This is a genomic window from Rhodococcus sp. IEGM 1381 (assembly GCF_030056795.1).
GTDB lineage: Bacteria > Actinomycetota > Actinomycetes > Mycobacteriales > Mycobacteriaceae > Rhodococcoides.
The window spans coordinates 37,608-63,294 of sequence record NZ_JASHKQ010000021.1 but is presented as its reverse complement, the minus strand read 5'-3'; the positions used below and the strand labels follow the sequence as shown (position 1 = coordinate 63,294).

At 64.9% G+C, this 25,687-nt stretch carries 24 protein-coding genes; 10 read left to right on the top strand and 14 right to left on the bottom strand.

The annotated features are described in order from the left end of the window. Nucleotides 1-58: 58 nt before the first annotated feature. Both QM797_RS24665 and QM797_RS24660 read right to left on the bottom strand, forming a co-directional pair. Nucleotides 59-889 carry a haloalkane dehalogenase gene (locus tag QM797_RS24665; protein ID WP_283278322.1) on the bottom strand — a complete coding sequence of 277 codons (831 nt, stop codon included), beginning with the start codon at nucleotides 887-889 and terminating at the stop codon, nucleotides 59-61. Nucleotides 890-904: 15 nt separating this feature from the next. Continuing rightward, nucleotides 905-2,290 (bottom strand): cystathionine beta-synthase, encoded by a 1,386-nt coding sequence (locus tag QM797_RS24660; protein ID WP_283278321.1) that lies wholly within the window; start codon nucleotides 2,288-2,290, stop codon nucleotides 905-907. 96 nt (nucleotides 2,291-2,386) lie between these two features. Here QM797_RS24660 and QM797_RS24655 point away from each other — a divergent pair, with 96 nt between their 5' ends. Both QM797_RS24655 and QM797_RS24650 read left to right on the top strand, forming a co-directional pair. Then, the gene (locus tag QM797_RS24655; RefSeq protein ID WP_283278320.1) at nucleotides 2,387-3,400 is read left to right on the top strand and encodes an SGNH/GDSL hydrolase family protein; all 1,014 of its coding nucleotides are present in this window, start codon (nucleotides 2,387-2,389) and stop codon (nucleotides 3,398-3,400) included. A 70-nt stretch (nucleotides 3,401-3,470) separates the two neighbouring features. After that, the gene (locus QM797_RS24650; protein ID WP_037188472.1) at nucleotides 3,471-4,691 is read left to right on the top strand and encodes an acetyl-CoA C-acetyltransferase; all 1,221 of its coding nucleotides are present in this window, start codon (nucleotides 3,471-3,473) and stop codon (nucleotides 4,689-4,691) included. A 64-nt stretch (nucleotides 4,692-4,755) separates the two neighbouring features. Here the strand turns inward: QM797_RS24650 and QM797_RS24645 are convergent, their stop codons facing one another. Continuing rightward, the gene (locus tag QM797_RS24645) at nucleotides 4,756-5,604 is read right to left on the bottom strand and encodes a Bax inhibitor-1/YccA family protein (protein ID WP_032404782.1); all 849 of its coding nucleotides are present in this window, start codon (nucleotides 5,602-5,604) and stop codon (nucleotides 4,756-4,758) included. Between the two features lie 197 nt (nucleotides 5,605-5,801). Between QM797_RS24645 and QM797_RS24640 the strand changes: the two genes are divergently transcribed. Next, nucleotides 5,802-6,227, top strand: a complete 426-nt coding sequence (locus QM797_RS24640) for a hypothetical protein (protein ID WP_283278319.1) — start codon at nucleotides 5,802-5,804, stop codon at nucleotides 6,225-6,227. 3 nt (nucleotides 6,228-6,230) lie between these two features. Here QM797_RS24640 and QM797_RS24635 read toward each other — a convergent pair whose 3' ends face one another. Further along, a complete protein-coding gene (locus QM797_RS24635) occupies nucleotides 6,231-7,358 on the bottom strand; it encodes a class I SAM-dependent methyltransferase (RefSeq protein ID WP_283278318.1) in 1,128 nt (375 codons plus the stop codon). A gap of 112 nt (nucleotides 7,359-7,470) precedes the next feature. Between QM797_RS24635 and QM797_RS24630 the strand changes: the two genes are divergently transcribed. Further along, entirely contained in the window at nucleotides 7,471-7,593 is a 123-nt protein-coding gene (locus QM797_RS24630) for a hypothetical protein (RefSeq protein ID WP_254925592.1), read from the top strand. 15 nt (nucleotides 7,594-7,608) lie between these two features. Here the strand turns inward: QM797_RS24630 and QM797_RS24625 are convergent, their stop codons facing one another. Genes QM797_RS24625 through QM797_RS24615 form a run of 3 tightly spaced genes read right to left on the bottom strand, consistent with a single transcriptional unit; the run spans nucleotide 7,609 to nucleotide 9,521 of the window. Further along, nucleotides 7,609-8,133, bottom strand: coding sequence for a peroxiredoxin (locus QM797_RS24625; RefSeq protein ID WP_283278317.1), 525 nt, complete (start codon nucleotides 8,131-8,133; stop codon nucleotides 7,609-7,611). Nucleotides 8,134-8,150: 17 nt separating this feature from the next. Beyond that, nucleotides 8,151-8,918 carry a tyrosine-protein phosphatase gene (locus QM797_RS24620; protein WP_283278316.1) on the bottom strand — a complete coding sequence of 256 codons (768 nt, stop codon included), beginning with the start codon at nucleotides 8,916-8,918 and terminating at the stop codon, nucleotides 8,151-8,153. Nucleotides 8,919-8,948: 30 nt separating this feature from the next. Then, nucleotides 8,949-9,521 carry an antibiotic biosynthesis monooxygenase gene (locus tag QM797_RS24615; protein WP_283278315.1) on the bottom strand — a complete coding sequence of 191 codons (573 nt, stop codon included), beginning with the start codon at nucleotides 9,519-9,521 and terminating at the stop codon, nucleotides 8,949-8,951. Nucleotides 9,522-9,690: 169 nt separating this feature from the next. Here QM797_RS24615 and QM797_RS24610 point away from each other — a divergent pair, with 169 nt between their 5' ends. Together QM797_RS24610 and QM797_RS24605 are read left to right on the top strand one after the other, a co-directional pair. Next, on the top strand, nucleotides 9,691-10,197 hold the full coding sequence (locus QM797_RS24610) for an Lrp/AsnC family transcriptional regulator (protein ID WP_283278314.1): 507 nt from the start codon (nucleotides 9,691-9,693) through the stop codon (nucleotides 10,195-10,197). Then, complete coding sequence (locus QM797_RS24605; RefSeq protein ID WP_283278313.1) at nucleotides 10,194-11,339, top strand: NAD(P)/FAD-dependent oxidoreductase; 1,146 nt, start codon at nucleotides 10,194-10,196, stop codon at nucleotides 11,337-11,339. The genes QM797_RS24610 and QM797_RS24605 overlap by 4 nt, the downstream gene beginning before the upstream one ends. A 67-nt stretch (nucleotides 11,340-11,406) precedes the next feature. On the opposite strand, the gene QM797_RS24600 is transcribed toward QM797_RS24605, so the two are convergent. Further along, nucleotides 11,407-12,024 (bottom strand): TetR/AcrR family transcriptional regulator, encoded by a 618-nt coding sequence (locus tag QM797_RS24600; protein ID WP_283278312.1) that lies wholly within the window; start codon nucleotides 12,022-12,024, stop codon nucleotides 11,407-11,409. A gap of 144 nt (nucleotides 12,025-12,168) precedes the next feature. Here QM797_RS24600 and QM797_RS24595 point away from each other — a divergent pair, with 144 nt between their 5' ends. After that, a complete protein-coding gene (locus QM797_RS24595; RefSeq protein ID WP_283278311.1) occupies nucleotides 12,169-13,638 on the top strand; it encodes an MDR family MFS transporter in 1,470 nt (489 codons plus the stop codon). Nucleotide 13,639: 1 nt separating this feature from the next. Here QM797_RS24595 and QM797_RS24590 read toward each other — a convergent pair whose 3' ends face one another. From QM797_RS24590 to pdhA, 4 genes are read right to left on the bottom strand one after another with little or no spacing between them, the layout of a single operon-like run. Beyond that, complete coding sequence (locus QM797_RS24590; RefSeq protein WP_283278310.1) at nucleotides 13,640-15,787, bottom strand: thiamine pyrophosphate-dependent enzyme; 2,148 nt, start codon at nucleotides 15,785-15,787, stop codon at nucleotides 13,640-13,642. 51 nt (nucleotides 15,788-15,838) lie between these two features. Further along, a complete protein-coding gene (locus tag QM797_RS24585) occupies nucleotides 15,839-17,125 on the bottom strand; it encodes a dihydrolipoamide acetyltransferase family protein (protein ID WP_283278309.1) in 1,287 nt (428 codons plus the stop codon). Between the two features lie 44 nt (nucleotides 17,126-17,169). After that, entirely contained in the window at nucleotides 17,170-18,177 is a 1,008-nt protein-coding gene (locus tag QM797_RS24580) for an alpha-ketoacid dehydrogenase subunit beta (RefSeq protein WP_283278308.1), read from the bottom strand. Beyond that, nucleotides 18,174-19,256, bottom strand: coding sequence for a pyruvate dehydrogenase (acetyl-transferring) E1 component subunit alpha (gene pdhA, locus QM797_RS24575; protein ID WP_283278307.1), 1,083 nt, complete (start codon nucleotides 19,254-19,256; stop codon nucleotides 18,174-18,176). The genes QM797_RS24580 and pdhA overlap by 4 nt, the downstream gene beginning before the upstream one ends. Before the next feature lie 134 nt (nucleotides 19,257-19,390). On the opposite strand from pdhA, the gene QM797_RS24570 reads away from it, so the two are divergent. Both QM797_RS24570 and QM797_RS24565 read left to right on the top strand, forming a co-directional pair. Further along, entirely contained in the window at nucleotides 19,391-19,870 is a 480-nt protein-coding gene (locus QM797_RS24570) for an Lrp/AsnC family transcriptional regulator (RefSeq protein ID WP_269608397.1), read from the top strand. Nucleotides 19,871-20,127: 257 nt separating this feature from the next. Next, on the top strand, nucleotides 20,128-21,156 hold the full coding sequence (locus QM797_RS24565) for a Glu/Leu/Phe/Val family dehydrogenase (RefSeq protein ID WP_283278305.1): 1,029 nt from the start codon (nucleotides 20,128-20,130) through the stop codon (nucleotides 21,154-21,156). An 89-nt stretch (nucleotides 21,157-21,245) separates the two neighbouring features. Here the strand turns inward: QM797_RS24565 and QM797_RS24560 are convergent, their stop codons facing one another. Both QM797_RS24560 and gabT read right to left on the bottom strand, forming a co-directional pair. Beyond that, a complete protein-coding gene (locus QM797_RS24560) occupies nucleotides 21,246-22,697 on the bottom strand; it encodes an NAD-dependent succinate-semialdehyde dehydrogenase (protein ID WP_283278304.1) in 1,452 nt (483 codons plus the stop codon). Nucleotide 22,698: 1 nt separating this feature from the next. Continuing rightward, nucleotides 22,699-24,063 (bottom strand): 4-aminobutyrate--2-oxoglutarate transaminase, encoded by a 1,365-nt coding sequence (gene gabT / locus QM797_RS24555; RefSeq protein ID WP_283278303.1) that lies wholly within the window; start codon nucleotides 24,061-24,063, stop codon nucleotides 22,699-22,701. Nucleotides 24,064-24,192: 129 nt separating this feature from the next. Between gabT and QM797_RS24550 the strand changes: the two genes are divergently transcribed. Beyond that, nucleotides 24,193-25,686, top strand: coding sequence for a PucR family transcriptional regulator (locus QM797_RS24550; RefSeq protein ID WP_283278302.1), 1,494 nt, complete (start codon nucleotides 24,193-24,195; stop codon nucleotides 25,684-25,686). Nucleotide 25,687 lies beyond the last annotated feature (1 nt).

Below are 25,687 nucleotides of genomic sequence, written 5' to 3'. Positions count from 1 at the left end.
CAAACATCCCTAATGATCAGGCACGTTGCAACCACCGCTCGAATCCGCCCGTAGCAGGCTACGAAGTTCCACTCACATCCGTGGCCCAACCCAGGAGGGCCTCGGCTGTTGCAGCGGGTTGATCCTCGGGAAGAAAATGCGTGCCACTGCCCACGTCGACGATAGTCATCGCGCGTCCATGGTTTCGGCACCACTCGACTTCGGTGCGCCCGATAACCGCACCCGGAGTGCCGTGCAAAAGCAAAGTCGGCATCGTTGCATCCGCGAACACCTGCTGATTGCTCGTCACGATCGAGACGACATCCGACGGCTCCCCTGCGATCGGGATCTCACGCGTCCACCGGAGCATCGGCGTGCGCGAGGCTGGATCCACGAATGGCCGACGGTAGGCATCCATTTCGTCGGGACTCAGTGTCCGAAGGATTCCCGATGGCAGCACTGTCTCGATCATGACGTTGTCCTCGAACACCATTCGCTCACCCACACCGGCGGTGCGCAACGCCGAGAACAGTTCTCTTGCGCCGTCGTCCATGTCGTCCCATCTATCGATGGGACGTATATGACCCTCCATCACCGCTACGCCGCGCACCCGGCTCGGATCCGAGCGGGCGAGAGCGAGAGCGATGACCGAGCCCCAGTCGTGGCCGACGAGAGTGACGTCGGACAGACCGAGCTCGTCGATGAATTCACCGACGTGGGCAATGTGGTCGACCAAACGGTAACCGGACGACGACTTACCGGAACGACCCATTCCGACGAGGTCGACGGCAATGCAGCGAAAGCCGGCAGGCGCGACGACGCTGGTCACGTCCCGCCACAAATACGACGATGTCGGGTTGCCGTGCAGAAACACCATCGCCGGACCGTCGCCGGATTCGACGTAATGCATTGGGTTACGCCGGGCCTACGCGCCCTTGCTGAGGAACCCGAGCAGGTCGTGGCGAGTGATGACGCCGACGGGCTTGCCTTCTTCGACGACCATCAGCGCATCGGATTCGCCGAGTGCCTTGGTGGCGTCGGAGACGGTTTCACCCGCACCGATCAATGGGAACGGTGCACTCATGTGCTTGGCGACGGGGTCTGCCAGCGCAGCGCGACCCTCGAACACGGCGCTGAGCAGATCGCGTTCGGTGACGCTGCCGGCAACCTCGCCCGCCATGACGGGTGGCTCGGCTCCGACGACTGGCATCTGCGAGACGCCGTACTCGCGCAGAATCTCGATGGCGTCACGCACGGTCTCGGAGGGGTGTGTGTGCACCAGATCCGGCAGAGCACCGGACTTTCCGCGCAGCACTGCGCCGACGGAGGTCTCCTCGGTCGTGCCGTCCAGACGCGAACGCAGGAAACCGTACGACGACATCCACGAGTCGTTGAAAATCTTCGCCAGGTAGCCGCGTCCGCCGTCGGGCAGCAGCACGACGACCAACGCGTCGGGACCTTCGCGCTCGGCGACCTGGATTGCGGCAACGGCGGCCATTCCGCACGAGCCGCCGACCAACAGGCCTTCCTCGCGGGCGAGGCGACGGGTCATGTCGAACGAATCGTTGTCGGAGACGGCGATGATCTCGTCCGGGATGGATGGGTCGTAGGCCGTCGGCCAGAAGTCCTCGCCGACACCTTCGACGAGGTACGGGCGTCCCGTACCGCCGGAGTAGACCGATCCCTCGGGGTCGACGCCGATGACCTTGACCTTGCCTCCGGAGACCTCCTTGAGGTACTTGCCGGTGCCGGAGATGGTGCCGCCGGTGCCGACGCCTGCGACGAAGTGAGTGATCTTTCCGTCGGTGTCGGCCCAGATCTCGGGACCGGTGGTCTCGTAGTGGCTGGCCGGTCCGGCCGGGTTGGAGTACTGGTTCGGCTTCCAGGCGCCCTCGATCTCACGAACGAGTCGATCGGAGACGCTGTAGTAGCTGTTGGGGTCCTCGGGTGCGACAGCCGTCGGGCACACGACGACCTCTGCTCCGTAGGCGCGCAGCACGTTGCGCTTGTCCTCGCCGACCTTGTCCGGGCACACGAACACACACTTGTAGCCGCGCTGCTGCGCGACGAGCGCGAGACCGACGCCGGTGTTGCCGGACGTGGGTTCGACGATGGTGCCGCCGGGCTTCAGTTCGCCCGACGCCTCGGCCGCGTCGATCATCTTCACGGCGATGCGGTCCTTGGACGAACCACCCGGGTTGAGGTACTCGATCTTGGCCGCGACCGTGCCGGCACCGTCGCCGATGACGGTGGACAATTTCACCAACGGGGTGTTGCCGATGAGTTCGGTGATGTGCTGAGCGATGCGCATTGCATCATCTTCCCAGATGCAGCTATTCGACTCTCGGCCACGGCGGTCGACGCCCGCCTACGATGGTATCGACGGCACCACGAGAGGGATCGATCTGTGACGGCGAGCGGATGGCGCACCGCTGCGAAAGCGAGCGCCGCGACGGTACTTGCGGGCTCTGGAGCAGGGACTGCATCCTGGGCCGCCTACCGACATCTGATGGGGCAGGCCGCTGCGGCGCGGGGCGTCATCGGGCGAAATATCGCCAAGCCACCGGAGGCGGACGGCGTCTACACCGCGGGCTGCGCAGCCCCCGAACGGTGGCGAATGGGAAATTCAGCAGATATTCATCTGATGATCTTCGGCGACTCCACGGCGGCAGGGGTGGGCTGCATCGTCGCCGACGAAGTCCCGGGCGTCCTGCTCGCCCGCGGCCTGGCCGAGGAAACCGGTCAGCGAATTCGACTGAGCACCAAGGCAATTGCCGGTGCCACCTCCAAGGGCCTCGAAGGCCAGGTCGACGCCATGTTCGTCGCGGGCCCGCCGCCCGATGCCGCGGTCATCTTCGTCGGCGCGAACGACGTCACCAAGAAGTTCTCCATTCCTGCATCTGCGGCGAGATTGGGCGACGCGGTCGAGCGACTGACCGCGAAGGGCTGCGCGGTCGCCGTGGGTACGTGTCCCGATCTCGGTGTCGTGACGGCCATTCCGCAACCGCTGCGCACCGTCGTGCGCAATTGGGGTCGACGCCTCGCGAACGCCCAGACGGCGAGGACTCTGAGCGCCGGCGGCCATCCGGTGGCGCTCGCGGATCTGCTCTCCCCCGAGTTTCTCGCGGCCCCCGACACCATGTTCTCGGCGGACCGCTTCCACCCGTCGGCCGCCGGCTACGAGCTCGCGGCGCAGCAGATTCTGCCCGTGCTCGCATCGGCGTTGGGGGTGTGGCACGGCGGTCCCCTGCCCGAGCTACCGACGGTCTCTGCTGCCGCCGAATCACGCAAGGCCATCCCCCGCGCCACGGCCGCACTCGACCGCTTCCTGCGCAGGAGAACCGCCGAGCTCGACGCCGAGATCGGCACTGCGTCGGACGATCTCGTACGTCGTGCCGGCGGTGGATCGGTGGGGTTGTAAGTTCGGACACGGACATCGCCTACTCGGCGGTAACAGTGCAGGTAAGCAGTATCGATTCGAAGGAGATCTCATGCCAGAGGCAGTCATCGTCGCCACCGCGCGCTCACCGATCGGCAGGGCGATGAAGGGGTCGCTCAAGGACATTCGTCCCGACGACCTCACCGCTCAGATGGTCGCCGCCGCGCTGGCCAAGGTGCCCTCGCTCGACCCCAAGGACATCGACGATCTCCTCCTGGGCTGCGGTCTGCCCGGCGGCATGCAGGGCAACAACCTCGCTCGCATCGTCGCGGTTCAGCTCGGCTACGACTCGCTCCCCGGCACTACGATCACGCGCTACTGTTCGTCCTCGCTGCAGACCACCCGGATGGCGCTGCACGCGATCAAGGCAGGCGAGGGTGACGTCTTCATCTCCGCCGGTGTCGAGAGCGTGTCCAGCTTCATCCACGGCAGCTCCGACTCACTGCCCGCGAGCCACAACCCGATCTTCGCCGACGCCGAAGCCCGCACCAAGAAGGCACAGGAAGAGGGCGCGGACAGCTGGACCGATCCCCGCGAGAACGGCGAACTGCCCGACGCGTACATCGCGATGGGCCAGACGGCCGAGAACGTCGCGCTGCTCACCGGCATCACCCGCGAGGACCAGGACCACTGGGGCGTCCGCAGCCAGAACCGCGCCGAAGAGGCCATCAACGCCGGCTTCTTCGAGCGGGAGATCACCCCGGTGACCCTGCCCGACGGCACCGTCGTCAACACCGACGACGGCCCTCGCGCCGGCACCACCTACGAAAAGATCAGCCAGCTCAAGCCGGTCTTCCGACCGAACGGCACCATCACCGCCGGTAACGCGTGCCCGCTCAACGACGGCGCAGCAGCGCTCGTCATCATGAGCGACACCAAGGCCAAGGAACTGGGCCTGACGCCGTTGGCTCGGATCGTCTCCACCGGAGTCACCGGCACGTCTCCCGAGATCATGGGCCTCGGTCCTATCGAGGCCACCCGTAAGGCGCTGAAGATCGCCGGAATGTCCATCTCCGACATCGACCTGTTCGAGATCAACGAGGCCTTCGCGGTGCAGGTCCTCGGCTCGGCACGCGACCTCGGCATCGAAGAGGACAAGCTCAACGTCTCCGGCGGTGCCATCGCGATCGGCCACCCGTTCGGCATGACCGGTGCCCGGATCACCACCACGCTGCTGAACAACCTGACGACACACGACAAGACGTTCGGCGTCGAGACCATGTGCGTCGGCGGCGGCATGGGTATGGCCATGGTGCTGGAACGACTCAGCTGACCTGACCGGTACCAACGAAAAAGCCCCGCCCTCCGAAAGGAGTGGCGGGGCTTTCTCGTGAGTACTAGTCGTTCTGGAAGTAGCTCAGCAGACGCAGGATCTCGACGTACAGCCAGACCAAGGTGATGGTCAGACCGAGGGCGACGCCCCAGGCGGCCTTCTCCGGTGCCTGTGCACGGATCAGCTGATCGGCCTGATCGAAGTCCAGCAGGAAGCTGAACGCGGCGATACCGATGCAGACGAGGCTGAAGATGATGGCCAGCGGTCCGCCGGAGCGGAGTCCGAAGCCGTCCTCCATGAAGAAGCTGGCAACGAGGTTGCCGAGCATCAGCACGACGACGCCGATGAGGGCACCGACGACCATGCGGGTCAACCGCGGGGTGACACGGATTGCGCCGGTCTTGTAGACGATCAGCATGCCGAAGAAGACGCCGAACGTGCCAAGAACTGCCTGGCCGATGAGGGCGGATCCGCCGACCCCACCGAACTCGACACCGGTGAACATCAGCGACAGTGCGCCGAGGAACACGCCTTCTGCGGCGGCGTAGGCGAGGACGATCGCCTTGTTGTCCATCTTGCGACCGAAGGTCGCGAACATGACCAAGCCGAAGCCGATCAAGCCACCGCCGATCACGAATGGGATGGCCAAGTCGGTGTTGTTGGAGACGAGGAGGTACGAGATGATCGCCGTCACGCTCAGCACACCGAGGGTGATGCCGGTCTTGGTGACGACGTCATCGATGGTCATGGCCCGCTGTGCGGGCTGCGTGGTGTATGGATCGGCCTGCGTTCCGGGATGCTGGCCGAAGGTTGCGGCCTGCGAGGCTCCAGCCGTCGCAGATCCGAATGTGGCGTAGCCGCCGCCCTGCTGCTTGGGCAGGTTGCGGAACACCGGGTTGCTGGAGGTGCGCACCGTGTCTCTTCCCTTCGTAAGTTCTGATCCCCACCGGGGATCTCCCCGTCGGTCATCAGTAGAACGTCTGACATCCGGACAAAAGTTCCCGAGAGGAGAACTTCTACGACGGACAAAACGGACTCTACCGGGTACGCCCTCCATACGCGGAGACGACCGCGTGTGTGACACCGAATCGAAACGGGCACTATGAGGAAATGGCAATCGAAGACGGACCCGACCAGACCTTGGACCCCAGCGAAAGCGTCGACTCCGATGAGGTGCGCAACGACGATGGCGATACCGTTGTCTATCCCCCCGACCACTGGAGCGAGGCCAACAGCTTCGGTACCACCGCTCGCGAGGCCGCGGAGGGCGAGAGCCTGGACCTCAAGCTCAGCGAGGAAGAACCCGACATCGCGGTCGAGGAGGATCTCGAACGACCGATCACCGAGACCCCCGACGACGAGTTGACCGAGGAACTGGTCGACCACGTCATCGAGGAATCCGACGAGGATCCCGACATCGACTACGCGGAAGGTCAGCGTCAGGCCGAGATCGTCGAAGGCACTCTCGTCGAGGATCTCGGCCGCAACCGCGGCCAGATCGACGGAACCCCGGAAGACGGCGGCCCCGTTACCTGACGTCTACCGTTGCTCGCTCGGCCGTACCGAGCGAGCGACGGTGAACTTGCCGTTGCGTCCCATCGGATCGGTTGCGCCCACGGCGTCGGCCAGTTCGCGTCGGTAGTTCAGGTGAGTGTTGAACACCGTCCACAGTTGTCCGCCGGGCCGCAGTACCCGACCGGCGGCCGCGAACAATTTGCTCGCCCCGCCCGTGTGCACCGCAGCACCCTCGTGAAACGGCGGATTGCAGACCACCAGATCGACCGACTCCGATTCGAAGGTCGACATCGCATCGTCGGCGATCACCGCGATCCGAGTCCCGTTCGCCTCCGCCGTCGCCGCTGCCGACGCGATCGCTGCAGCCGAACGGTCGGTGGCGATCACCTCCAGATCAGGCCGGGTTCGAGCCAGCTCTGCTGCGAGAATCCCTGTACCGCAACCCAAGTCGACGGCCGTGCGAGCACGCGGCATCATCTTCGGAACGAACTCGAGCAGAAACCGCGTTCCGATGTCCAAGCCTGCCCCGGCGAACACAGCGCCATGGGCCACGACCGTCATGTCGATATCCGCGAGACGTTTGCTCACCGGATACGTCATGGCCGACGCCACCGCCCCGGTCGCGGTGAGCACTCGGGCCTTCTGCCGGCCGCGGCCGGCCGTGACAGTCGTGAATGACCGTCGCAGCACATCGTTCATGGCTGGGGTCATGTGTTTGTCTCGTCCGCCCGCGAGGACGACGACATCCGCTGATGAGTGCGCGGCGATGTGCTCGGCAATCTCAGTCAGCTCGGCCAGACCTCGCGGCAACTGCATCAGTACCGTGCCGACGCCGTCGAACAGCTCCGCACCGAGCGTGTGCTGGGTGTAGGAGCCGGTCTTGGCAACCCGCGCAGCGTTCAGTTCGAGCGCCTGCATGCCGGTGACGGCGTCCTGATGGACCCGCACATCCGTGAAGCCCAGCGCCACGGCGCCGAGCGTGAGGGCACCGTAACGATCGCCGATCACCGCGATCGGCACCGTTCTGTCCACTCCCGGACGCTCGTCGACGGTATCGAGTACGAGACGGTCCGCGGCGTCGACAGCATGGAGGTTGGGTGCCTCCGCGTCGGGCTCGCGGCGCAAGGCGTCGAACAGAGTTTCATCGGGCACCCGAGCAGTATCCCACCCTGGCAGCTGTGCCCTGACCGGTCGTTTCGACGGTGCACCGGCCCAGTCCGCGCGGCGAGTGGCTATTGCGGTCGATCAGGGGCATGCTCGGGGAATGGAACACAAAGACAAGAACGAGGCACTCTTCAGCCATCCCGACGACGCCTCGACCGATGCGCACGCCGAAGCTTCGAAGCCTGCCGTCTACACCGCCCTGTTCAGCGGCGCGAACGAATAGCAGCGCACTTCGGCGTCAGGACAGATAACGCAGGTATTCGAGGGCCTTGGTCGCATGCACGTGACCGCGTTCGCTCTGCACCACCATCCGCACCACTCGGTGCCGATCTATCACGAATGTCGTCCGCTTCACGGACAGTAACTGCCGCAGATAACCACGGTGTGCCGCATGCGCCCGCCCGCCTTCGAGCTCACGAAGCCGACGCCGCCGGGTGAGCCACCCACCTCGCCGCACTCCGAACTGCTCCGCAACCGTGCCGTCGGAATCGGACAGCAACGGAAAGTCGAAGGACCGCTGCAGAGCGAAGTGCTGATTCTTGTCGCGGGTGTCGGTGCTGATCCCTACCCGTTGCGCACCGAATCTGTTGAATTCTGTTCCTAGGTCCCGGAAATGGCAGGCCTCGGCGGTACAGATGGGGCTGTTTGCCGCAGGATAGAAGAACAGCACCACCGGGCCCGATGCCGTCAGCTCGGTGAGCGCACGGGTTTCACCCGAATGATCGGGGAGCTCGAAATCCGGGGCCGTCTGTCCGATTCGCATGACGCAGAGGGTACCGCTCAGTCCTGAACCAATTCGGCGACGAGCCGTCCGCGCAGATGTTCATCGATACCGAGGTGACTCAGGTACGCCTCGAACGATCCGTGATTCGACGTCACAGCCGCCATGCCGCGCTCCAGATAGGACGCGCGGACTCCCAACAACGCTTCCCCGGGCACTCCGGCGTCATCGATACCCGCCCACGTCCGGCGCACGTGGGCGAGCAGAGGCTCCACCGCAGCATTGCTGGCGAGGTAGTCGGCGAGGATCTCGTCCTCGCTCACTCCGACTGCCCGCAGTACAGTCGCGACGGTCCACCCGGCTCGGTCCTTACCTGCGGCGCAGTGCACCAGAACTCCGCCTCGGCCGGCGGCGATGGCCTCGGCCACTTGCTTGATCGCGTACGCAGCCCCGTCCAGCACCGGAAACGACGCGTACGCGCGCAGGAGGTAGTCGACCTGACTCTGTTCTTCGTGGGTCGGAGCCTCGTGCGGAGCGCGCTCACCGCTGTCGTTGTGGAACGGCACCGAGATCGACTGCACGCCGTCCGGAACTCTGTCGACACCACTTCGTGAGATCTCGGAGTCACTGCGAAAATCGAACACCGTGCGTATCCCGAGATCGACGACGGCACGTTGTCCGCTCTCGGTGAGAGCACTCAATTCCGATGCGCGATAGAACTTTCCGGGCCGAATGTTCGAGCCGTCGACAGTGCGAACACCGCCGAGGTCTCGAAAGTTCCAGGCTCCGTCGAGAGCGAACTGGTTGTGCACAGGGGCGTCGGGCATGATCTCGACTGTATAGGCGAGAGGCGGCCTTCAGGCGCGCGGTACGAGCCACTTCCGCAGACGCGAGGTGACGAACGGCATCACCACGTAGACCATCAACGGCGTGCACATCATCACCACGACCGCCGTTCGAAGGGCCACGTTCAACCCTGTCAGATGTGGTGTGAGAACGATGTTGACCAGCAAGCTGACGGCATAGAACGCCACACCGATCGAGATCGCCTGCTTCCACCGGGGTGGCGGTCCGCCGATCACTCGAACTGCGTCGGTCAGGTTGGATTGCGGCTCGAACCATCCCTCCACTCCGGAAAGACGATGTGTTGCAACGTCGTCGGCGATGGGCCGGCCGCTGCTGAGCCAGCGGCGTCGAGAGTCCGAGTGCAGCCATGCGTCGAGGTTGTCGTGGGTCTCGAACCGGTACACCACGTGATAGTCGTTGGATCCGCCGGAACTGCGCAGCCAGCCGCCACCGAGAAAGCCGGGGAAAGTTCGGACGAGATCGATACCACGATCGGTCCATTCGACGAAATCTGCTTCGTATCCCTCGCGAACGCGCCGTGCGACCGAGGTCGTGACGTGATCGAGAGTGTCCGTCGTGGTCATGCGGTACCCCTTCTGCACGTGTTCGTCTCGGCTTCCTGTTCTACACAGAGTGCGGTCCAATAGACCAGCTTTCAAATCAGAGGTAAGAATGTAGATGTATGGCCCCAAGATGTGCCGAATGTGGCATTCTGTCCATACAGACCTCTCGTGAACGACCTGGAGTGGACGGATGGCACAGACCGAGTACGAGCTCGACGACGTCGATCGGCGCATCGTCACCGAGCTGAGCCGCGACGGCCGAATGTCCATGCGCGCCTTGGCCGAGGCAACCCATATCTCCCGGGCACACGCCTACGTACGCGTCGACCGACTCCTCGACGAAGGCGTCATCGAGGGGTTCACCGCACGCATCGCCTACGAGAAGGCCGGAGTCGGCGCATCCGCCTATGTGGCTCTGTCCATCCGGCAGGATTCGTGGCGTGCCGTCGCCGACGACCTGAGTACCTTCCCGTTCGTCGAGCACGTCAGCTTGATGGGCGGTGATTTCGATGCGCTCGTTCTGGTCCGTGCTCCCGACACATCGGCGCTACGACATCTGGTGCTCGACAAGTTGCAGGGACTGGACGGGATACTGTCGACGCGAACCTGGCTGATCTTCGACGAGGCGGTCGGCCCCGGCGCTCAATGGACCGCCCAGCCGACAATGACCCAGCCGAAGAACGGGAGAACTCGATGAGCACGTCTGCTCGCGACACGCCTACCACCGATGTCATAGTTGTCGGCGGCGGAATCGGGGGTGTCTCGCTCGGATACGAACTCGCGAGCGATCACCGAGTCACCCTGCTCGAGCGCGAGAAGACCCTGGCCTTCCACACCACCGGACGCTCGGCCGCTCTGTTTCTGGAAACCTACGGCAACAACACGATTCGTGCGCTGACGACGGCCAGCCGAGACTTCCTGGAGAACCCGCCGGAGCACTTTCGATCCGAACTGCTCGCCCCGCGCCCCCTGCTGCAGTTCGCGTCCACCGGACGAGGCGACGCGCTCGAGGCGATGTACGCCGACGTCAGCCGATTGACGCCCGACGCGCAACTGGTCTCGCCTGCCGACGCGCGCACGTTCTTTCCGCCACTGCGCCCCGAACTGATCGATTGCGCTCTGTACGAGCCGCATTCGATGGAAGTCGACGTACACGCACTGCATCAGGGCTACGTGCGAGGGCTCCGTGCGCGGGGCGGGCGTGTCCACACAGGGACCGGGGTGAGGTCACTGAGGCGCATCGACGGCCTGTGGCACGCGCACACCACCGATGGGTCGACACACACTGCTCCACTCGTCGTCGACGCCGCGGGCGCATGGGCGGATGTTCTCGGTGCGATGGCGGGTGCCGAGCCCATCGGACTCGTGCCCATGCGTCGCTCGGTGTTCATGGTGGCCGCACCCGAGGACCTCGATACCGCGCACCTGGCGACGTTGAGCGACATCGACGAGAAGTTCTACATCAAACCCGAAGGCGCGCAACTATTGTGTTCGCCTGCGGACGAGACACCCATCGAGCCGAGTGATGCCCGCCCGGACGAGTTGGAGATTGCCCGAGCATTCGACGACATTGCCGAGGCAACGACGTTGACAGCGCGGCACGTGCGGTCGTCCTGGGCCGGCCTGCGCAGCTTCGTGCCCGACCGCACTCCGGTCGTCGGGTTCGATCCGAACATCGAGGGTTTTTTCTGGTGCGCCGGTCAGGGTGGGTACGGAATACAGACGTGCGCGGCGCTGGCCCGGGTCGGCGCGTCTCTGGTACGGCAGCAACCACTTCCGGTCGATGTCACCGAGCGCGGACTACGGGCAAGCGACGTGGCTCCGCACCGCTTCGGGTGAGAGGCGCTTCGCGCCACGTGCACGAAAACTCCTCCCCCGCTACGAAGTTCCGTGCACGACGAGACGCTCAGCCGGCGACGACGCGTCGCAGATCGATGAGCGTCGTTCGGTAAATATCCACCAGATCGGCGTCCTGTCCGGCATCTATGCGCTCAGCCCAGTCGTCGAAGGCGATTCGCATGGCCATACCGGCCCCCTCGACCAACAACCGTGCATATGAACGTGATTCGTGACCAGCTAGCTTGGCGGCCACCGAATCGGTGACGCGACACAGCGTCATGGCGTCGGCCGCGAAAGCGGCGGCCCGCAGATGGTCGTCGCGACCGATCAACCGCCGGGTACGCAGGAGACGATCTCTCGCTTCGTAGGGTGCAGCGGAAAATCGTTCGACGGATCGCTCGTACAGTGCTTCGATCGCGGTGAGGGTGATGCCGTCCGGTGCCGTCGATGTCAGCCAGGCGTCGATGTCGAACTCGAACTCCGGGGCGAGGCCGAGAACCGATTCTTCCTTGGATGTAAAACTACGAAAGAACGTACTGGGCGATACGCCGGCCCGGCGGGCGATCTGGTCGACTGTCGTCGCAACGCAGCCTTGTGTCTCGAACAGATCGAGCGCAGCACGGGTGATCTCGAGAAGGGTTTCTCGACGACGTCGCTCTCGCAGATCCGGTACCCGGTCGCTCATCGTCCTCCATCCATCGGTAGCCCGCTTGTTTCGCTGTCAACATACCAGCAAAGTTCAAGTTGACAGTAGCTGTCACCATGATTCAAGCTGTCTTTATAAAAGTCAGCTCCACACCTTGAACCCATACGCGAAAGTTCTCGACACATGACCACACCTGAGACCGACCACGCATCCGACGCGCAGCTCGCGCCGGGCAGCAAGTTACTGATCGGCATTCTTGTCATCGCGGCGTTCGTCATGATCCTGAACGAGACGATCATGAGCGTGGCGCTGCCCACCCTGATGGTCGACCTCGACATCTCCGCGACGACGGCGCAGTGGCTCACCACCGGATTTCTGCTGACGATGGCGGTGGTCATTCCCGTCACCGGCTTCCTGTTCCAGCGCTTCACTCTGCGTCAGGTGTTCGTGGCGGCCATGACACTGTTCACCGTCGGCACTCTGTTCGCTGCCTCCGCCCCGGGATTCGAGCTGCTCCTGCTCGGACGCGTCACCCAGGCCAGCGGCACGGCGATCATGTTGCCGCTGTTGATGACAACGGTGCTCACCGTGGTTCCGGCGCACAAGCGCGGAGCGATGATGGGCGTGATCTCCATCGTCATCGCTGTGGCACCCGCGATCGGTCCGACGATCTCGGGGATCATCCTCGATTCGCTGGACTGGCGTTGGATGTTCTGGCTCGTTCTTCCGATCGCACTCATCGCGTTCGCCATCGGGACCACTCTGGTGAAGAACGTGACCCAGACCAGTCGGCCGTCGTTCGATCCTGTATCGGTCGTGTTGTCCGCGTTGGCTTTCGGCGGCATCGTCTACGGACTGAGCAGCCTGGGACATTCGGCCGAGGAGTCCGTGGTGCCGGCATGGCTGCCGTTGGTCGTCGGCGCTGTCGCCCTCGTGGTGTTCGTTCTCCGGCAGATCTCGCGTCAGGATCGCGGCGGCGCACTGCTGGACATGCGTCCGTTCCGCACTCCCACCTTCAGTATCGGACTCGGCATGATCGCGATTTCGATGATGGCCCTGTTCGGCGCATTGATCCTGCTACCGATGTATCTGCAGAACGTGCGCGGACTCGACACTCTCGACACCGGACTGATGCTGCTTCCCGGCGGACTCCTGATGGGTCTGCTCGCCCCATTCGCCGGACGCATCTTCGATCGAATCGGGCCGCGCCCGTTGGTCATTCCCGGTGCCGTGGTGGTGAGCGGCGCGCTGTGGTCGATGACCGTGCTGGACGCGCAGACTGCACTGCCGAACGTGATCGGTATCCACATGTTGCTCTCGGCGGGTCTGGCTCTCATCATGACGCCGCTCATGACCTCGTCGCTGGGATCGCTACCCACCCAGCTCTACTCGCACGGCAGTGCCATCTTCAGCACGGTTCAGCAGTTGGCCGGTGCCGCTGGTACCGCACTGTTCGTCACCGTGATGTCCAACACCGCAGCAACCAGAATCGCCGACGGCGCAACTGCCGTGGGCGGCTCGGAGGCCGGAATTCATACCGCCTTCCTCTACGGCGGGGCCGTATCACTGGTCGCGGTGGCGGCGTCGTTCTTCATCCGGGCACCGGCACGCAGCGATAGCGAGGCGCTCGCCCCCGCACAACCGGTTCACTAGGTCACCCGACGTCCATCATCCGCACGGCCGCAGCGACGATCTCGTCTTCCGACAGGAGGACGAGATCCGCCGCGCTGCCGAGGGGGACGAACGAATTCTTGCTCGAGACTCGTGCGACGGCACCGTCGTAGCCGCCCTCGACGAGAGCGGTCACGACGCCCTCACCCACTCCCCCGTCGTGCCGGGTCTCGTCGGCGATCAGCACTCGATCGAAGCGTGCCACCCGGTGCAACAGATCCTCGGCCGGCAGGGGAACTATCCAACGTAGGTCCACGACCGTCACCGCAATCCCGCGTTCGCGCAACGTGGACGCCGCGCGTCGGCTCATCACCACTCCATTACCGAAGGTGACGATGACCAGATCATCTCCGTCGAGATGGTGTGCGACGGTGCCGAAATCGCCCGGCGCTTCGTCAGCGCAGCGCAGTGCGCCGTCGCCGTCGAGCAGATCGGTGCGGTGATAGAGCGCAATGGGCTCCAGAAATACGCACACTCGCCCCTCCTCCACGGCCAGTGCCACACAGGTTCTCAGGAGACCGGCGGCCTCGGCCGCCGAACTCGGAACAGCAACCACGATGCCCGGAATGTCGCGCAGGACGGCGACCGCGTTGTCGTTGTGAAAGTGCCCGCCGAAACCGCGCTGATAGGCCAGACCAGCGATGCGCACCACCATTCCGTTGGTGTACTGGGCGTCGGAGAAGAACTTCAGCGACGCGGCCTCACCGCGCAGCTGATCCTCGGCATTGTGCAAATAGGCCAGGTACTGAATCTCGGGTATCGGAACGAAGCCGGCGAGCGCAGCACCCAGGGCGGTGCCGAGCACCGTCTGCTCGTCGAGCAGAGTGTCGAAAACTCTTGCTGCGCTGAACTTCTTGCGCAAGCCCTTTGTGACGCCGTAGACGCCGCCTTTGACGGCCACGTCCTCGCCGAACACGAGCACGTCCGGTCGCGCCGTCATGATGTCGGTGAGCGTCCTGTTGATCATGGCGGCGAGCGTCAGACGCGGCCCGCCCTCTGCGGGTCTCAGGCTCTGCTCGGTGGCAGCCACCGCGGTCGGTCGCCGATCGGTGAGCGGGGCCATCACCGCCTCGGCAGTCGCCAGTCGCGCCGACGTCCCGGAGCGCAGGGAGTCGACCATCGCTTCGGCCTCGGTCATGACGGTCTTGCGCATCGCCTCGTAGCGGCCTTCGACGTCGGCGGCCGTCAAGATCCCGGCGTCGACCAACGCACGAGCGCTGGCCAGCAACGGATCTCGCTCGTAGTCACCGACGATGTCTGCGCTCGAGCGGTAGGCGAGTTCGGCATCCGATCCGGCGTGGCCCATCAGCCGAACCGTCTCGAGGTGAAGCACTAACGGACGCCGCCGATTCCGCACCGTGGCAACGGCGGCATCGACGGTGCGCATCAGCTCGGCCGGATCGTTGCCGTCGGCCCGCACGTACTCGATCGAGGGGAACCGGCCGAGCGATTGCGCAATCCACCCTCGCGGTGATCGGGTACTGATACCGATTCCGTTGTCCTCGCAGACGAACAGGATCGGCATCGGAACGGACTGATGCGCACAGTAGGCAGCCGAGTTGAGCGCGCCCACCGTCGTGGAATGGTTGGCCGAGGCGTCGCCGAAGCTGCACACCACAACGGCGTTCTCGGGCCACGGGGTTCGATGTCGCAGCGCCTTCGCCCGGCCGAGCGCGAAAGCCAAGCCGACCGCGCGCGGAACCTGGGATCCGATGGTCGACGTCTGCGGGACGATGCCCAGAGCCGGATGCCCGAACACCTTGTGGCGACCGCCGGACATGGGATCGCGAGTCGAGGCGACCAGACTCGCCAGCACGTCCCGGATCGGGGTCGAGTCCGAATACTGTTGTGCACGTGCAGCATAGAAACCACCGGATCGGTAGTGCAGCAGTGCCGGGTCGGTGACCTCGGTCGCGGCCCCGACGGCTGCGTTGGCTTCGTGCCCGGACGATCCGATCGTGTAGTAACCGAAGCCCTCGGACTGCAACCAACGGGCCGCGAAATCGAGATGCCTGCTGGCGAGCTGCGCATCGAAGTACCGAAGCAGTCGATCCGGATCGGCGACGAGCGACCCACCGGGCCGGGCGGAGCGAACCTGCTTCAGGAAGTACTCGTCGATCGCCTCGGCCACGCGCGCACCCTTGTCTCCATCGAGCTGTCTCCATCGAGCCGAGCTGCGGAATCAGCTCAGGGCGATCATATCCATGGGAGTGCTGAGCAACCGACCGACGAGGGCGAGGAATTGTGATCCCTGCTGGCCGTCGACGAGACGGTGATCGAACGACAGGGACAGCGTCGTCACCGAACGCAGTGCGATGGCACCCTCGTATTCCCAGGGCATACGGCGGATCGAACCGAAGCACAGGATGGCCGCTTCGCCGGGATTGAGAATGGGCGTCCCGGCGTCGACTCCGAACACTCCGACGTTGGTGATCGTGATCGTGCCGTCGGCGAGGTCGGCCGGACTGCTCTTGCCTTCCTTCGCGGTACGCGTCAGATCGGCCAGTGCACGCGCGATATCCACCAACGAGAGTTCGTGTGCATCCTTGATGTTCGGCACCATCAGGCCGCGCGGGGTCGCCGCGGCGATACCAAGGTTGACGTAGTGCTTGGTGACGATCTCCTGAGCCGCCTCGTCCCAGGACGAGTTGAGGGACGGATTCGATCTCAGTGCAACGAGAACCGCCTTGGACACCAACGCCAGCGGAGTCAGTCGCACGTCCGCGAAGTGGGTCGAGGACCGGAGGGATTCCAGCAGGGTCAGGGTCTCGGTGACGTCCACGGTCACGAATTCGGTGACGTGCGGAGCCGTGAATGCACTGCGCACCATCGCCTCCGCCGTATGTTTGCGCACTCCCTTGATCGGCGTGCGCTCTTCGCGGCCGGTCCGGTGCGGGGCCCACGTCTCCGTCAGGTCCTCACCCTTCAGGTAGGTCTCGACGTCCTCACGCGTGACGTCGCCGTGGCTCCCCGTTGCGGGCACCTCCGCCAAGTCGACGGCGTTGTCCCTGGCGATCTTTCGCACCGGCGGCGCGGCGAGCGGCTTTCCGTTCTGCCCGTTCGGTGTCGCAGTGACCGGCGGCGTTCCCCGACCGCCGCGTCGACTGGAGCCCTCTTTCGCCACGCCGTAGCCGACGAGAACCGGGACGCGTTCATCGCTTTCCTCGACAGGTGCTGGAGCATCCACATCGGCAGCGGCGTGCTCCGGCTCGGCACCGTCCTCGCCACCGACCCGAATGTCGATGATCGGCACCCCGACCTCGACGGTGTCGCCCTCCGAGACATGCAGCGCAACAATGACTCCCGCGAACGGTGACGGAAGTTCGACGGCAGCCTTGGCTGTTTCGACCTCGGCGATGTTCTGATTCAACTCGATCGTGTCACCGACGGCGACGAGCCAGGTCAGCAGGTCGGCCTCGGTGAGACCCTCCCCGAGGTCGGGCAACGGAAAGCTCTTGATGGTGGGCATCGTCGAATCCTGTTCGGTGTCTGTCGGCGGCAGTGAGCGAAAGGTCAGTGGGAGCGGCAGCGGTCGACCGCGTCGAGGATCCGGTCGACGTCGGGGAGATAGAACTTCTCGAGCTTCGACGCGGGGTACGGGGTCCCGAAGCCGCCGACGCGCAGCACCGGTGCCTCCAGGTTGTAGAAGCACCGTTCCGATATCCGTGCAGCGATCTCGGAGCCGAGGCCCATGAACACCGGAGCCTCGTGTGTGACGACCAGTCGCCCGGTCTTGCGTACCGAGGCCTCGATGGTCTCGAAGTCGATCGGGGACAGCGAGCGCAGATCGATGACCTCGATCGAGATTCCCTCGTGGGCAGCAACTTCGGCGGCCTTGCGAGCGGTGGCGACGAGCGGGCCGTAGGCAATGAGGGTGACATCGGTACCCTCGGTGACCACTCGCGCCCGGTGCAGCGGGTAGGACGCGCCCGGATCGGTGGAGTCCAGGTCGAGCGGGCTCTTCTCCCAGTATCGCCGCTTCGGCTCGAAGAACAAGACGGGGTCGTCGCTGGCAATGGCCTGTTGGATCATCGAGTAGCCATCTGCGGAATTGCTGCAGGTGACGACGCGAAGGCCAGCGGTCTGCGCGAAGTAGCCCTCGGGAGACTCCGAGTGATGCTCGACGGCACCGATTCCGCCGCCGTAGGGCACTCGAATCGTCATCGGGATCTTGACGTTGCCACTCGTGCGGTAGTGCAGCTTGGCGACCTGCGAGACGATCTGGTCGAAGGCCGGGTAGATGAAACCGTCGAATTGGATCTCGCACACCGGCCGGAATCCCCGCATCGCGAGTCCGACTGCGGTGCCGATGATGCCGGATTCGGCCAGCGGCATATCGAGTACGCGACCCGGGCCGAAGTCCTTCTGCAGGCCGTCGGTGATGCGGAAGACACCGCCGAGTTTGCCGATGTCCTCGCCCATGAGGAGAACCTTCGGGTCGTCCTCCATCGCTCGTCGCAGACCTGCATTGATGGCCTTGCCCAGCGGAAGACTGGTAGGCCGCTGCTCGAGGGTAGTCATGACGTAGCTCCTTCGAAACCAGCCTGGTATGAGGCGAACTGAGCCCGCTCGTCGTCCAGGAGGGGGTGTGGATCGGCGTAGACGTTGTCGAACACCGACATCGCTTCCGGCTCGACGGTCTCGAGGCACCCACGGCGGAGTTCCGCAGCGACCTCATCGGCGGTGCGCTTCACCGAGGCGGCGAACGCGTCGTCGTACACGCCGATTCGCCGGAGCAACTTCTCGATTCGATCGATCGGATCCTTCGCACGCCATTCGTCGTCGGTGGCACCCGAGCGATATCGCGTCGGATCGTCGGACGTGGTGTGCGGGCCCATCCGGTAGGTGACGGCCTCGATGAGCGTCGGGCCACTGCCCTCTCGAGCGCGCGCCAGCGCTGCTCTGGTCACCGCCAGCACGGCGAGAACGTCGTTGCCGTCGACGCGTACCGACGGAATACCGAAGCCCTCGCCGCGGGCCGCGATCGTCGTCTTGGTCTGTACCGTCACCGGTTCCGAGATCGCCCATTGATTGTTCTGGCAGAAGAACACCACCGGCGCATGAAAACTGGCGGCGAAACCGAGCGCTTCCGAGATGTCGCCCTGACTGGTCGCGCCATCACCGAAGTAGGTGATGGCCGCACCCTCGGCACCCTCGAGCTGCATACCGATCGCGTACCCGGTCGCGTGCAGACCCTGCGATCCGACGATGATCGCGGGTGTGGTCATGCGGTACTCGTACGGGTCCCAGCCGGACAGCGTCGATCCGCGCCAGAACCGCAGCATCTGGGTGGGGTCTACTCCGCGACAGTAAGCGACACCGTGCTCGCGGTAGCTGGCGAACACGAAGTCCTCGGTGTCGAGCGCACGAGCGGATCCGACCTGCGCCGCTTCCTGGCCGAGCAGCGGTGCCCACAGACCCAGTTCGCCCTGCCGCTGCAACGCGGTGGCCTCGGAATCGATGCGCCGGACGACGACGAGATCGCGATACATCTCCATCATCGCGGCCGTGTCGATATCGGCGACGAGAGGCGAGTAGGTCTCGTTGCGCACCACGGTTCCCGATTCTTTGATCAGCTGAACCAGCGAGTTGGTGTTCATGGTCCTGGCACTCTCCGTCCTGATGTGATGTCCTTCACAAGGACACCACCGACATCCAGACTGCACAAGTGATGACATCGGAACTGCGCAGCGTGCACAATATTGGGTGACTACCGGGCTACAGGAAGTGCGCAATGACCGATTTGGACAAGACCGACGCCAAGCTTCTCCTTGCCCTCTGCTCGAAGCCTCGCGCCACCGGGGTCGAACTCGCCACGACACTGGGCTTGTCGCGAAACACCGTCCAGGCTCGTCTCGGTCGATGGGACGACAAGGGCTCGCTCACTCCGATCGATCACCGCATCCCGCCGAAGTCGCTGGGGCGACCGCTGCAGGCGTTCGTCACCGCGCGAGTCAATCAACACATGCTGGCCGCGGTCACCGAGAATCTCCGCACCATCCCGGAGGTGCTTGAGGTGTTCGGACTGTCCGGGGCTGCAGATATGCACATCCGCATCGCCGCCGTCGACGCCGACGACCTGTATCGCATCGCCGGTTTGATTCTCGAGATACCAGGAGTCGAGCGCACCAACATGTCCATCGCCATGTCGGAACTGATCCAATACCGCACCAAGCCGCTGCTCGAGCAGCTCGCAGACGAGGGCCGACGCTGAGCAGGCAGACCAGCTCTGCCAAACCGATTCAGCCCCTACCGTGCAACATGCACGATCTCGGCGACGGCGGTTGACCAGCGTGCACGTTCACGGCACTCTTCGACGGACATGTTCCGGGTACCACCCATTTCCGGGTACCGCCGCCTCATCACCGAAAGAGACCGCCTGTGTCCGTCGTTGCCGACCGCCCCGCCGCCGTAGCCAGCACCCCGCCCCAATTCCCCTCTACGACGGCTGGCGTGTTCGACCGTCCCGACATGCCGCACGACTCCGCGCACGAACGCGTCGTGTTCTGCCAGGATCGCGACACCGGGCTGCGTGCAATCATCGCCGTCCACTCCACCGTTCTCGGGCCGGCCCTCGGCGGAACTCGCTTCTACCCCTACGCATCCGAGCAGGATGCGTTGACCGATGTACTGCGGCTCTCCCGCGGAATGACCTACAAGGCCGCTGTTGCGGGCGTCGATCTCGGCGGCGGAAAGGCCGTAATCATCGGCGATCCCACCGCCATCAAGACACCGACGCTGCTGAACGCATACGGCCGGTTCGTCGAGTCCCTCGGCGGAACCTACGTCACCGCAGGCGATGTGGGCACCAACAGCAACGACCTCGACATCATCGCCGAAGAGACGACGCACGTCGTCGGCAAGAACACCACGGCGGGCGGAACCGGCGACAGCGGCCCGCAGACCGCACTCGGAGTCTTCCTTTCGCTCCGTGCCGCAGCCGAATCGGTCTGGGGCTCCGATGATCTGACCGGCAAGCGCATCGGCGTCGAGGGTGCAGGCAAAGTCGGCTACAACCTTGTCGCCCTGCTTCGTGAAGCCGGTGCCGACGTGATCGTGAGCGACTCCTACGCACCCGCACTCGATCGCATCGCCCTGGACTTCCCCGGGGTCACCATCGGATCCGACATCATCGGTGCCGACGTCGACGTTTACGCACCGTGCGCCATGGGTGCCACCCTCGACTCCTCCTCGGTGGCCCGATTGACGGCGTCCATCGTCTGCGGCGCGGCCAACAACCAGCTGCTCACACCCGACGTCGAAGCGATGCTGGCGGCGCGCGGAATCGTCTGGGTGCCCGATTACGTCGCCAACGCCGGCGGACTGATTCAGGTGGAAGGCGAACTGCGCGGTAAGGATCCGGCCCAGGTGATGGCCACGATCGGGAAGATCCGCGACACCGTCTCCGGAATCTTCGCCATCGCGCGTGCCGAGGGCATTCTGCTGGGAGCCGCAGCAGATCGTCTGGCCGAAGACCGGATCGCGGCTGCCCAGGGCTGACAACAGGCCGGCACGTATCGCTCCACTCCCGGCCGTCGATCGGGGATTCCCGCGCTGACGGTCGGAGAGTGGAGCGCTACGTGCACCGGCTACTGCAGCGCGATGTACTTGGTCTCGAGGTATTCCTCGATGCCCTCAGTGCCGCCCTCGCGGCCGAAGCCCGATTCCTTGACGCCACCGAACGGGGCGGCCGCATCCGAGATCGCGCCACGATTGACCCCGACCATGCCGGTGTCCAGAGCCGCCGACACGCGCAGGGCTCGGTCGAGGTTCTCGGTGTAGAAGTACGCCACCAACCCGTAGCGGGTGTCGTTCGCGGCGGTCACCGCCTCGTCCTCGGTGTCGAATCCGACGATCGCTGCCACCGGGCCGAATATTTCGTCCCGCAACAGATTCGCGTCAGCTGGTACTCGATCGAGAACCGTTGGCCGATAGAAGAATCCGGGCCCGTCCGGCGTCGTGCCGCCGGTGCGCACCCGGGCACCCTTCGCGACGGCATCGTCGACCAGCGAGATGACCGTTCTGCGTTGCTTGTCGTTGATGAGCGGCCCAATATCGGTACCCTCTCGGTCACCCGGACCAACCGTCAAGGCCTCGATTCGCGCCGTCAACTTCGCGGTGAATTCTTCACGTACCGAGTTCGCGACATACAAGCGGTTGGCCGCAGTGCACGCCTCGCCGCCGTTGCGCATCTTGGCGAGCATCGCCCCGTCCACGGCCGCATCGATATCCGCGTCGTCGAAAACGATGAAGGGGGCATTGCCGCCGAGCTCCATCGACGTCCGTAGCAGTCGGTCGGCTGCGTTGCGTACCAACAGCTTTCCCACTCCGGTCGATCCGGTGAACGTGATCTTCCTCAACCTGGGGTCGTCCATCAGCGGTCCGGTGACCGCCGCGGCGTCGGAGGCCGGAAGGATCGAAAGCACACCATCGGGCAACCCCGCGTCGGCGAACACCTGCCCGAGAAGAAGCATCGTGAGCGGAGTGTCCTCGGCCGGCTTGACGATGACGGTGCACCCGGCAGCCAGAGCGGGCCCGATCTTGCGCGTTCCCATGGCCAACGGAAAGTTCCACGGGGTGATGGCAAGCACCGGGCCGACGGGCATCTTGGTCACCAGGATTCGGCCGTTTCCTGCCGGCGCTGGGGTGAACCGGCCGCCGATCCGAACAGCTTCCTCGCTGAACCAGTGCAGGAATTCGCCGCCGTAGTTCACTTCACCGCGGCTCTCCGCCAACGACTTCCCCATTTCGAGGGTCATCAGCAGGGCGAAATCGGCGGCGCGTGCCTGCAGCAGGTCGAAGGCGCGCCGCAGAATCTCTGCCCGCTCGCGGGCCGGCGTCGCCGCCCATTCCCCCTGTGCCGCAGCCGCGAGATCGAGCGCGGTGATTCCGTCGGCCGCCGTGGCGTCGGCGACGGTGGTCAGTTCCTCGCCGGTCGCCGGGTTCAGTACGGAGAATCGGGCACCCGACGCCGACGGTGACTGCGCACCGCCGAGCCAGAGATCGGTGGGCAGCGAGGAGATCAGATCGTGGACCGACATGTCAGTTCCCCTGTGCCACAGAGCGAAGTGCGTCTTCGAGGACAGTGAGCGCGTCGTCCAACAGCTCGTCGGAGATCACCAGGGGCGGCAGCAGGCGGATCACGTTGCCGTAGGTACCGCACGTCAGCACGATCACCCCGGCCTCGAGTGCCGCAGCCGCAACGGCTTTGGTGGCCTCGGGATTGGGCTCGCGTCCACCGGGTACGACCAGTTCGACGGCCAGCATGGCTCCGCGTCCGCGAATCTCACCAATGATGGATACGTCCGGAGTCAACGCGTGCAGCCGGTCGAGCACGATGCGTTCGATGTCGCGGGCGCGGGCATTGAGGTCGAGCGTCTCCATCTGCTCGATGGATGCCAGTGCGGCAGCGCAGGCGACGGGGTTGCCGCCGTACGTCCCGCCGAGTCCGCCGGGGTGCACGGCATCGATCAGGTCGGCGCGGCCGGTGACTGCGGCCAGCGGCATCCCTCCTGCAATGCCCTTCGCCATGGTGATCAGGTCCGGCACGACGCCCTCGTGCTCACTGGCGAACCACGCGCCGGTTCGGGTGAATCCGGACTGCACCTCGTCGGCGATGAAGACGACGTCGTGCTCGCGCGCCCAGTCGGCCAATGCCGGCAGGAACCCCTCGGCCGGCACGACGAAGCCGCCCTCACCCTGGATCGGCTCGATCAGGATGGCCGCGAGATTGGCTGCACCGACCTGCTTTTCGATGACAGAGATCGCTCGCGCCGCAGCCTGCGCGCCGCTGACCGAGGAACCGTCGGCGTTCAGGCCCTCCCGGAACGGGTAGGACATCGGGGCCCGATAGACCTCGGGAGCGAACGGTCCGAAGCCGCTCTTGTACGGCATCGACTTCGAGGTCAGTGCCATCGTCAGGTTGGTGCGGCCGTGGTAGGCGTGGTCGAACACGGCGACGGCCGAGCGTCCGGTGGCGTGCCGGGCGATCTTGACCGCATTCTCGACTGCCTCGGCACCGCTGTTGAACAGGACGGTGCGCTTGTCGTGATCTCCGGGGGTGAGTTCGGCCAACTTCTCGGCGACTGCGATGTAACCCTCGTAGGGCGCGATCATGAAGCAGGTGTGGGTGAAGTGGGCGACCTGATCCTGCACGGCGGCGACGACAGCCGGATTCGAGGCACCGACGGTGGTCACGGCAATTCCGGCACCGAGATCGATCAGCGAGTTGCCGTCCACATCGACGACGACGCCGCCGTCTGCGTCGCCCACGTAGACCGGAAGGGTCGACGCCACGCCTGCACCGACGACGGCCTTGCGGCGCTCCGCCAATGCCGACGACTTCGGTCCGGGGAACGCGGTGACGATCTTGCGCTCCTGTGGAAGTCGGTACTCGATCGAGGCCATGGTCGCACCTTTCGTCTGGGCTGTTTCAGCAAGTATGCGACTGCTCGATCTCCGGGTCAGTTGCCATTTCGTCCATCCCGCGAGCCGATCACACTCCGTTTCGTCGACCCCAGGATTACAGTGCGACATGTGAGCGTGCAGATGTCCTGGCTGCTGAGGCAGCAACACCTTCGACTGAGTCATCGCGGCGGACCCGAGCGCAGTTCTGCGTCCATCACCTTCGCGCAGGCAACCGAGCTCACCGACCCCAGCCCATGGCTGTCGGGCGGCGAGCTGATTCTGACGACCGGGCTGGGTTTCGACTCCGACGGTCCCGCTCTCGACACCTACGTTCGCACCCTCGCGAACGCCGGTGTTGCCTGCCTCGGATTCGGAATCGGTCTGTCTCACAGCGTAATTCCCCAGCATCTCCTCGATGCCGCAGACGACGTAGGCCTTCCGGTCGTGGAAGTTCCCTACGACACTCCGTTCGCTGCCGTCATCCGGGCGGTCATGAAGCGAATCTCGGAGCAGGAGTACGAGCAAGTCGTTCGTGCTACGTCGGTACAGAACCGCATCACGCGGGCAGCTCTCCATGGCGGCGTCGACGCGATCGTCCGCGAACTCGCCGTTGCCACGTCGACATCGGTGGCACTGATCGGTAGGCGCACCGAATCGTTCCATCCAACGGACGCATCGAACCTCGTCGAGCAGGCCCGCGACATCGCTCGCAGCATCCGTCCGTCGGCGTCGCCTGCCACGGTCTCGGTGAGCGAACCGGGCCGCACCGTGAGTCTGCATTCCGTCCCGATCACCGGCAGCGCACCGACTTTCCTGGCCATCCGCACCGCTGGGCCGATGACCGGGGTCGAGCAGATCCTGCTCGGGCATGCCGTTTCACTGGTGACCCTCGAACTCGAGAAGCCGGCGCGCCTGCGCGCCGAACAGTCCAGGCTCAACACCCTGGCGCTGGGGCTGCTCCTCGACGGGCATCTGACAACGGACGAGGCCGTGCACTTGCCCAGCTACCTCACCGACGCTGCCGACGACGACTCTCACATCAGGGTTGCGGTGGTTCGCGGACCATCCGAGCGCATCGTCGACGCGATCGATGCCGAGTCTCGGCTCCTGGCACGGCCCACCTTCGCCCGGACGACCGACACCGGCTGCGTGCTCCTGCTCCGTGGTTCGGACGACGCCACGTTCGTTGCACGCCCGATGGATTCGTTACCCCGATCGACGTGCGTCGGGCTCAGTTCCCGCCTTCACATCACCGAGTCCACCGCGGCGCTTCGACAGGCCTCGCTCGCCTGCGCGGCTGCCGGATCCCACGATCGCATCGTCGAATTCACCGGATCGATGTTGCTGGCCTCCGAACCGGTGCAGGAGTCGTTGCGCGCCATGGCCGCGGTGACCATCGCCGTGCTGGCCGAGTACGACCGCGTCCACTCGGCCGATCTGGTGGCCTCACTCCGGGCTTTCCTCGAGGCCAACGGGCACTGGGAAACCGCTGCCGCACAACTGTCCGTTCATCGGCACACGCTGCGAAACCGGATCACGCGGTGCGAGGAACTGCTCGCGGTCGATCTCACGTCCGCGCGAGTGCGCGCGGAATTGTTGCTCTCACTCCTGGCATCGTCGTGAC

Coding starts and splice junctions, on each gene's coding strand:
- QM797_RS24665 (WP_283278322.1), bottom strand. CDS start 889: ATGCATTACGTCGAATCCGGCGACGGTCCGGCGATGGTGTTTCTGCAC.
- QM797_RS24660 (WP_283278321.1), bottom strand. CDS start 2,290: ATGCGCATCGCTCAGCACATCACCGAACTCATCGGCAACACCCCGTTG.
- QM797_RS24650 (WP_037188472.1), top strand. CDS start 3,471: ATGCCAGAGGCAGTCATCGTCGCCACCGCGCGCTCACCGATCGGCAGG.
- QM797_RS24640 (WP_283278319.1), top strand. CDS start 5,802: ATGGCAATCGAAGACGGACCCGACCAGACCTTGGACCCCAGCGAAAGC.
- QM797_RS24630 (WP_254925592.1), top strand. CDS start 7,471: ATGGAACACAAAGACAAGAACGAGGCACTCTTCAGCCATCCCGACGAC.
- QM797_RS24625 (WP_283278317.1), bottom strand. CDS start 8,133: ATGCGAATCGGACAGACGGCCCCGGATTTCGAGCTCCCCGATCATTCG.
- QM797_RS24620 (WP_283278316.1), bottom strand. CDS start 8,918: ATGCCCGACGCCCCTGTGCACAACCAGTTCGCTCTCGACGGAGCCTGG.
- QM797_RS24615 (WP_283278315.1), bottom strand. CDS start 9,521: ATGACCACGACGGACACTCTCGATCACGTCACGACCTCGGTCGCACGG.
- QM797_RS24610 (WP_283278314.1), top strand. CDS start 9,691: ATGGCACAGACCGAGTACGAGCTCGACGACGTCGATCGGCGCATCGTC.
- QM797_RS24605 (WP_283278313.1), top strand. CDS start 10,194: ATGAGCACGTCTGCTCGCGACACGCCTACCACCGATGTCATAGTTGTC.
- QM797_RS24600 (WP_283278312.1), bottom strand. CDS start 12,024: ATGAGCGACCGGGTACCGGATCTGCGAGAGCGACGTCGTCGAGAAACC.
- QM797_RS24595 (WP_283278311.1), top strand. CDS start 12,169: ATGACCACACCTGAGACCGACCACGCATCCGACGCGCAGCTCGCGCCG.
- QM797_RS24585 (WP_283278309.1), bottom strand. CDS start 17,125: ATGCCCACCATCAAGAGCTTTCCGTTGCCCGACCTCGGGGAGGGTCTC.
- QM797_RS24580 (WP_283278308.1), bottom strand. CDS start 18,177: ATGACTACCCTCGAGCAGCGGCCTACCAGTCTTCCGCTGGGCAAGGCC.
- pdhA (WP_283278307.1), bottom strand. CDS start 19,256: ATGAACACCAACTCGCTGGTTCAGCTGATCAAAGAATCGGGAACCGTG.
- QM797_RS24570 (WP_269608397.1), top strand. CDS start 19,391: ATGACCGATTTGGACAAGACCGACGCCAAGCTTCTCCTTGCCCTCTGC.
- QM797_RS24565 (WP_283278305.1), top strand. CDS start 20,128: ATGCCGCACGACTCCGCGCACGAACGCGTCGTGTTCTGCCAGGATCGC.
- QM797_RS24560 (WP_283278304.1), bottom strand. CDS start 22,697: ATGTCGGTCCACGATCTGATCTCCTCGCTGCCCACCGATCTCTGGCTC.
- gabT (WP_283278303.1), bottom strand. CDS start 24,063: ATGGCCTCGATCGAGTACCGACTTCCACAGGAGCGCAAGATCGTCACC.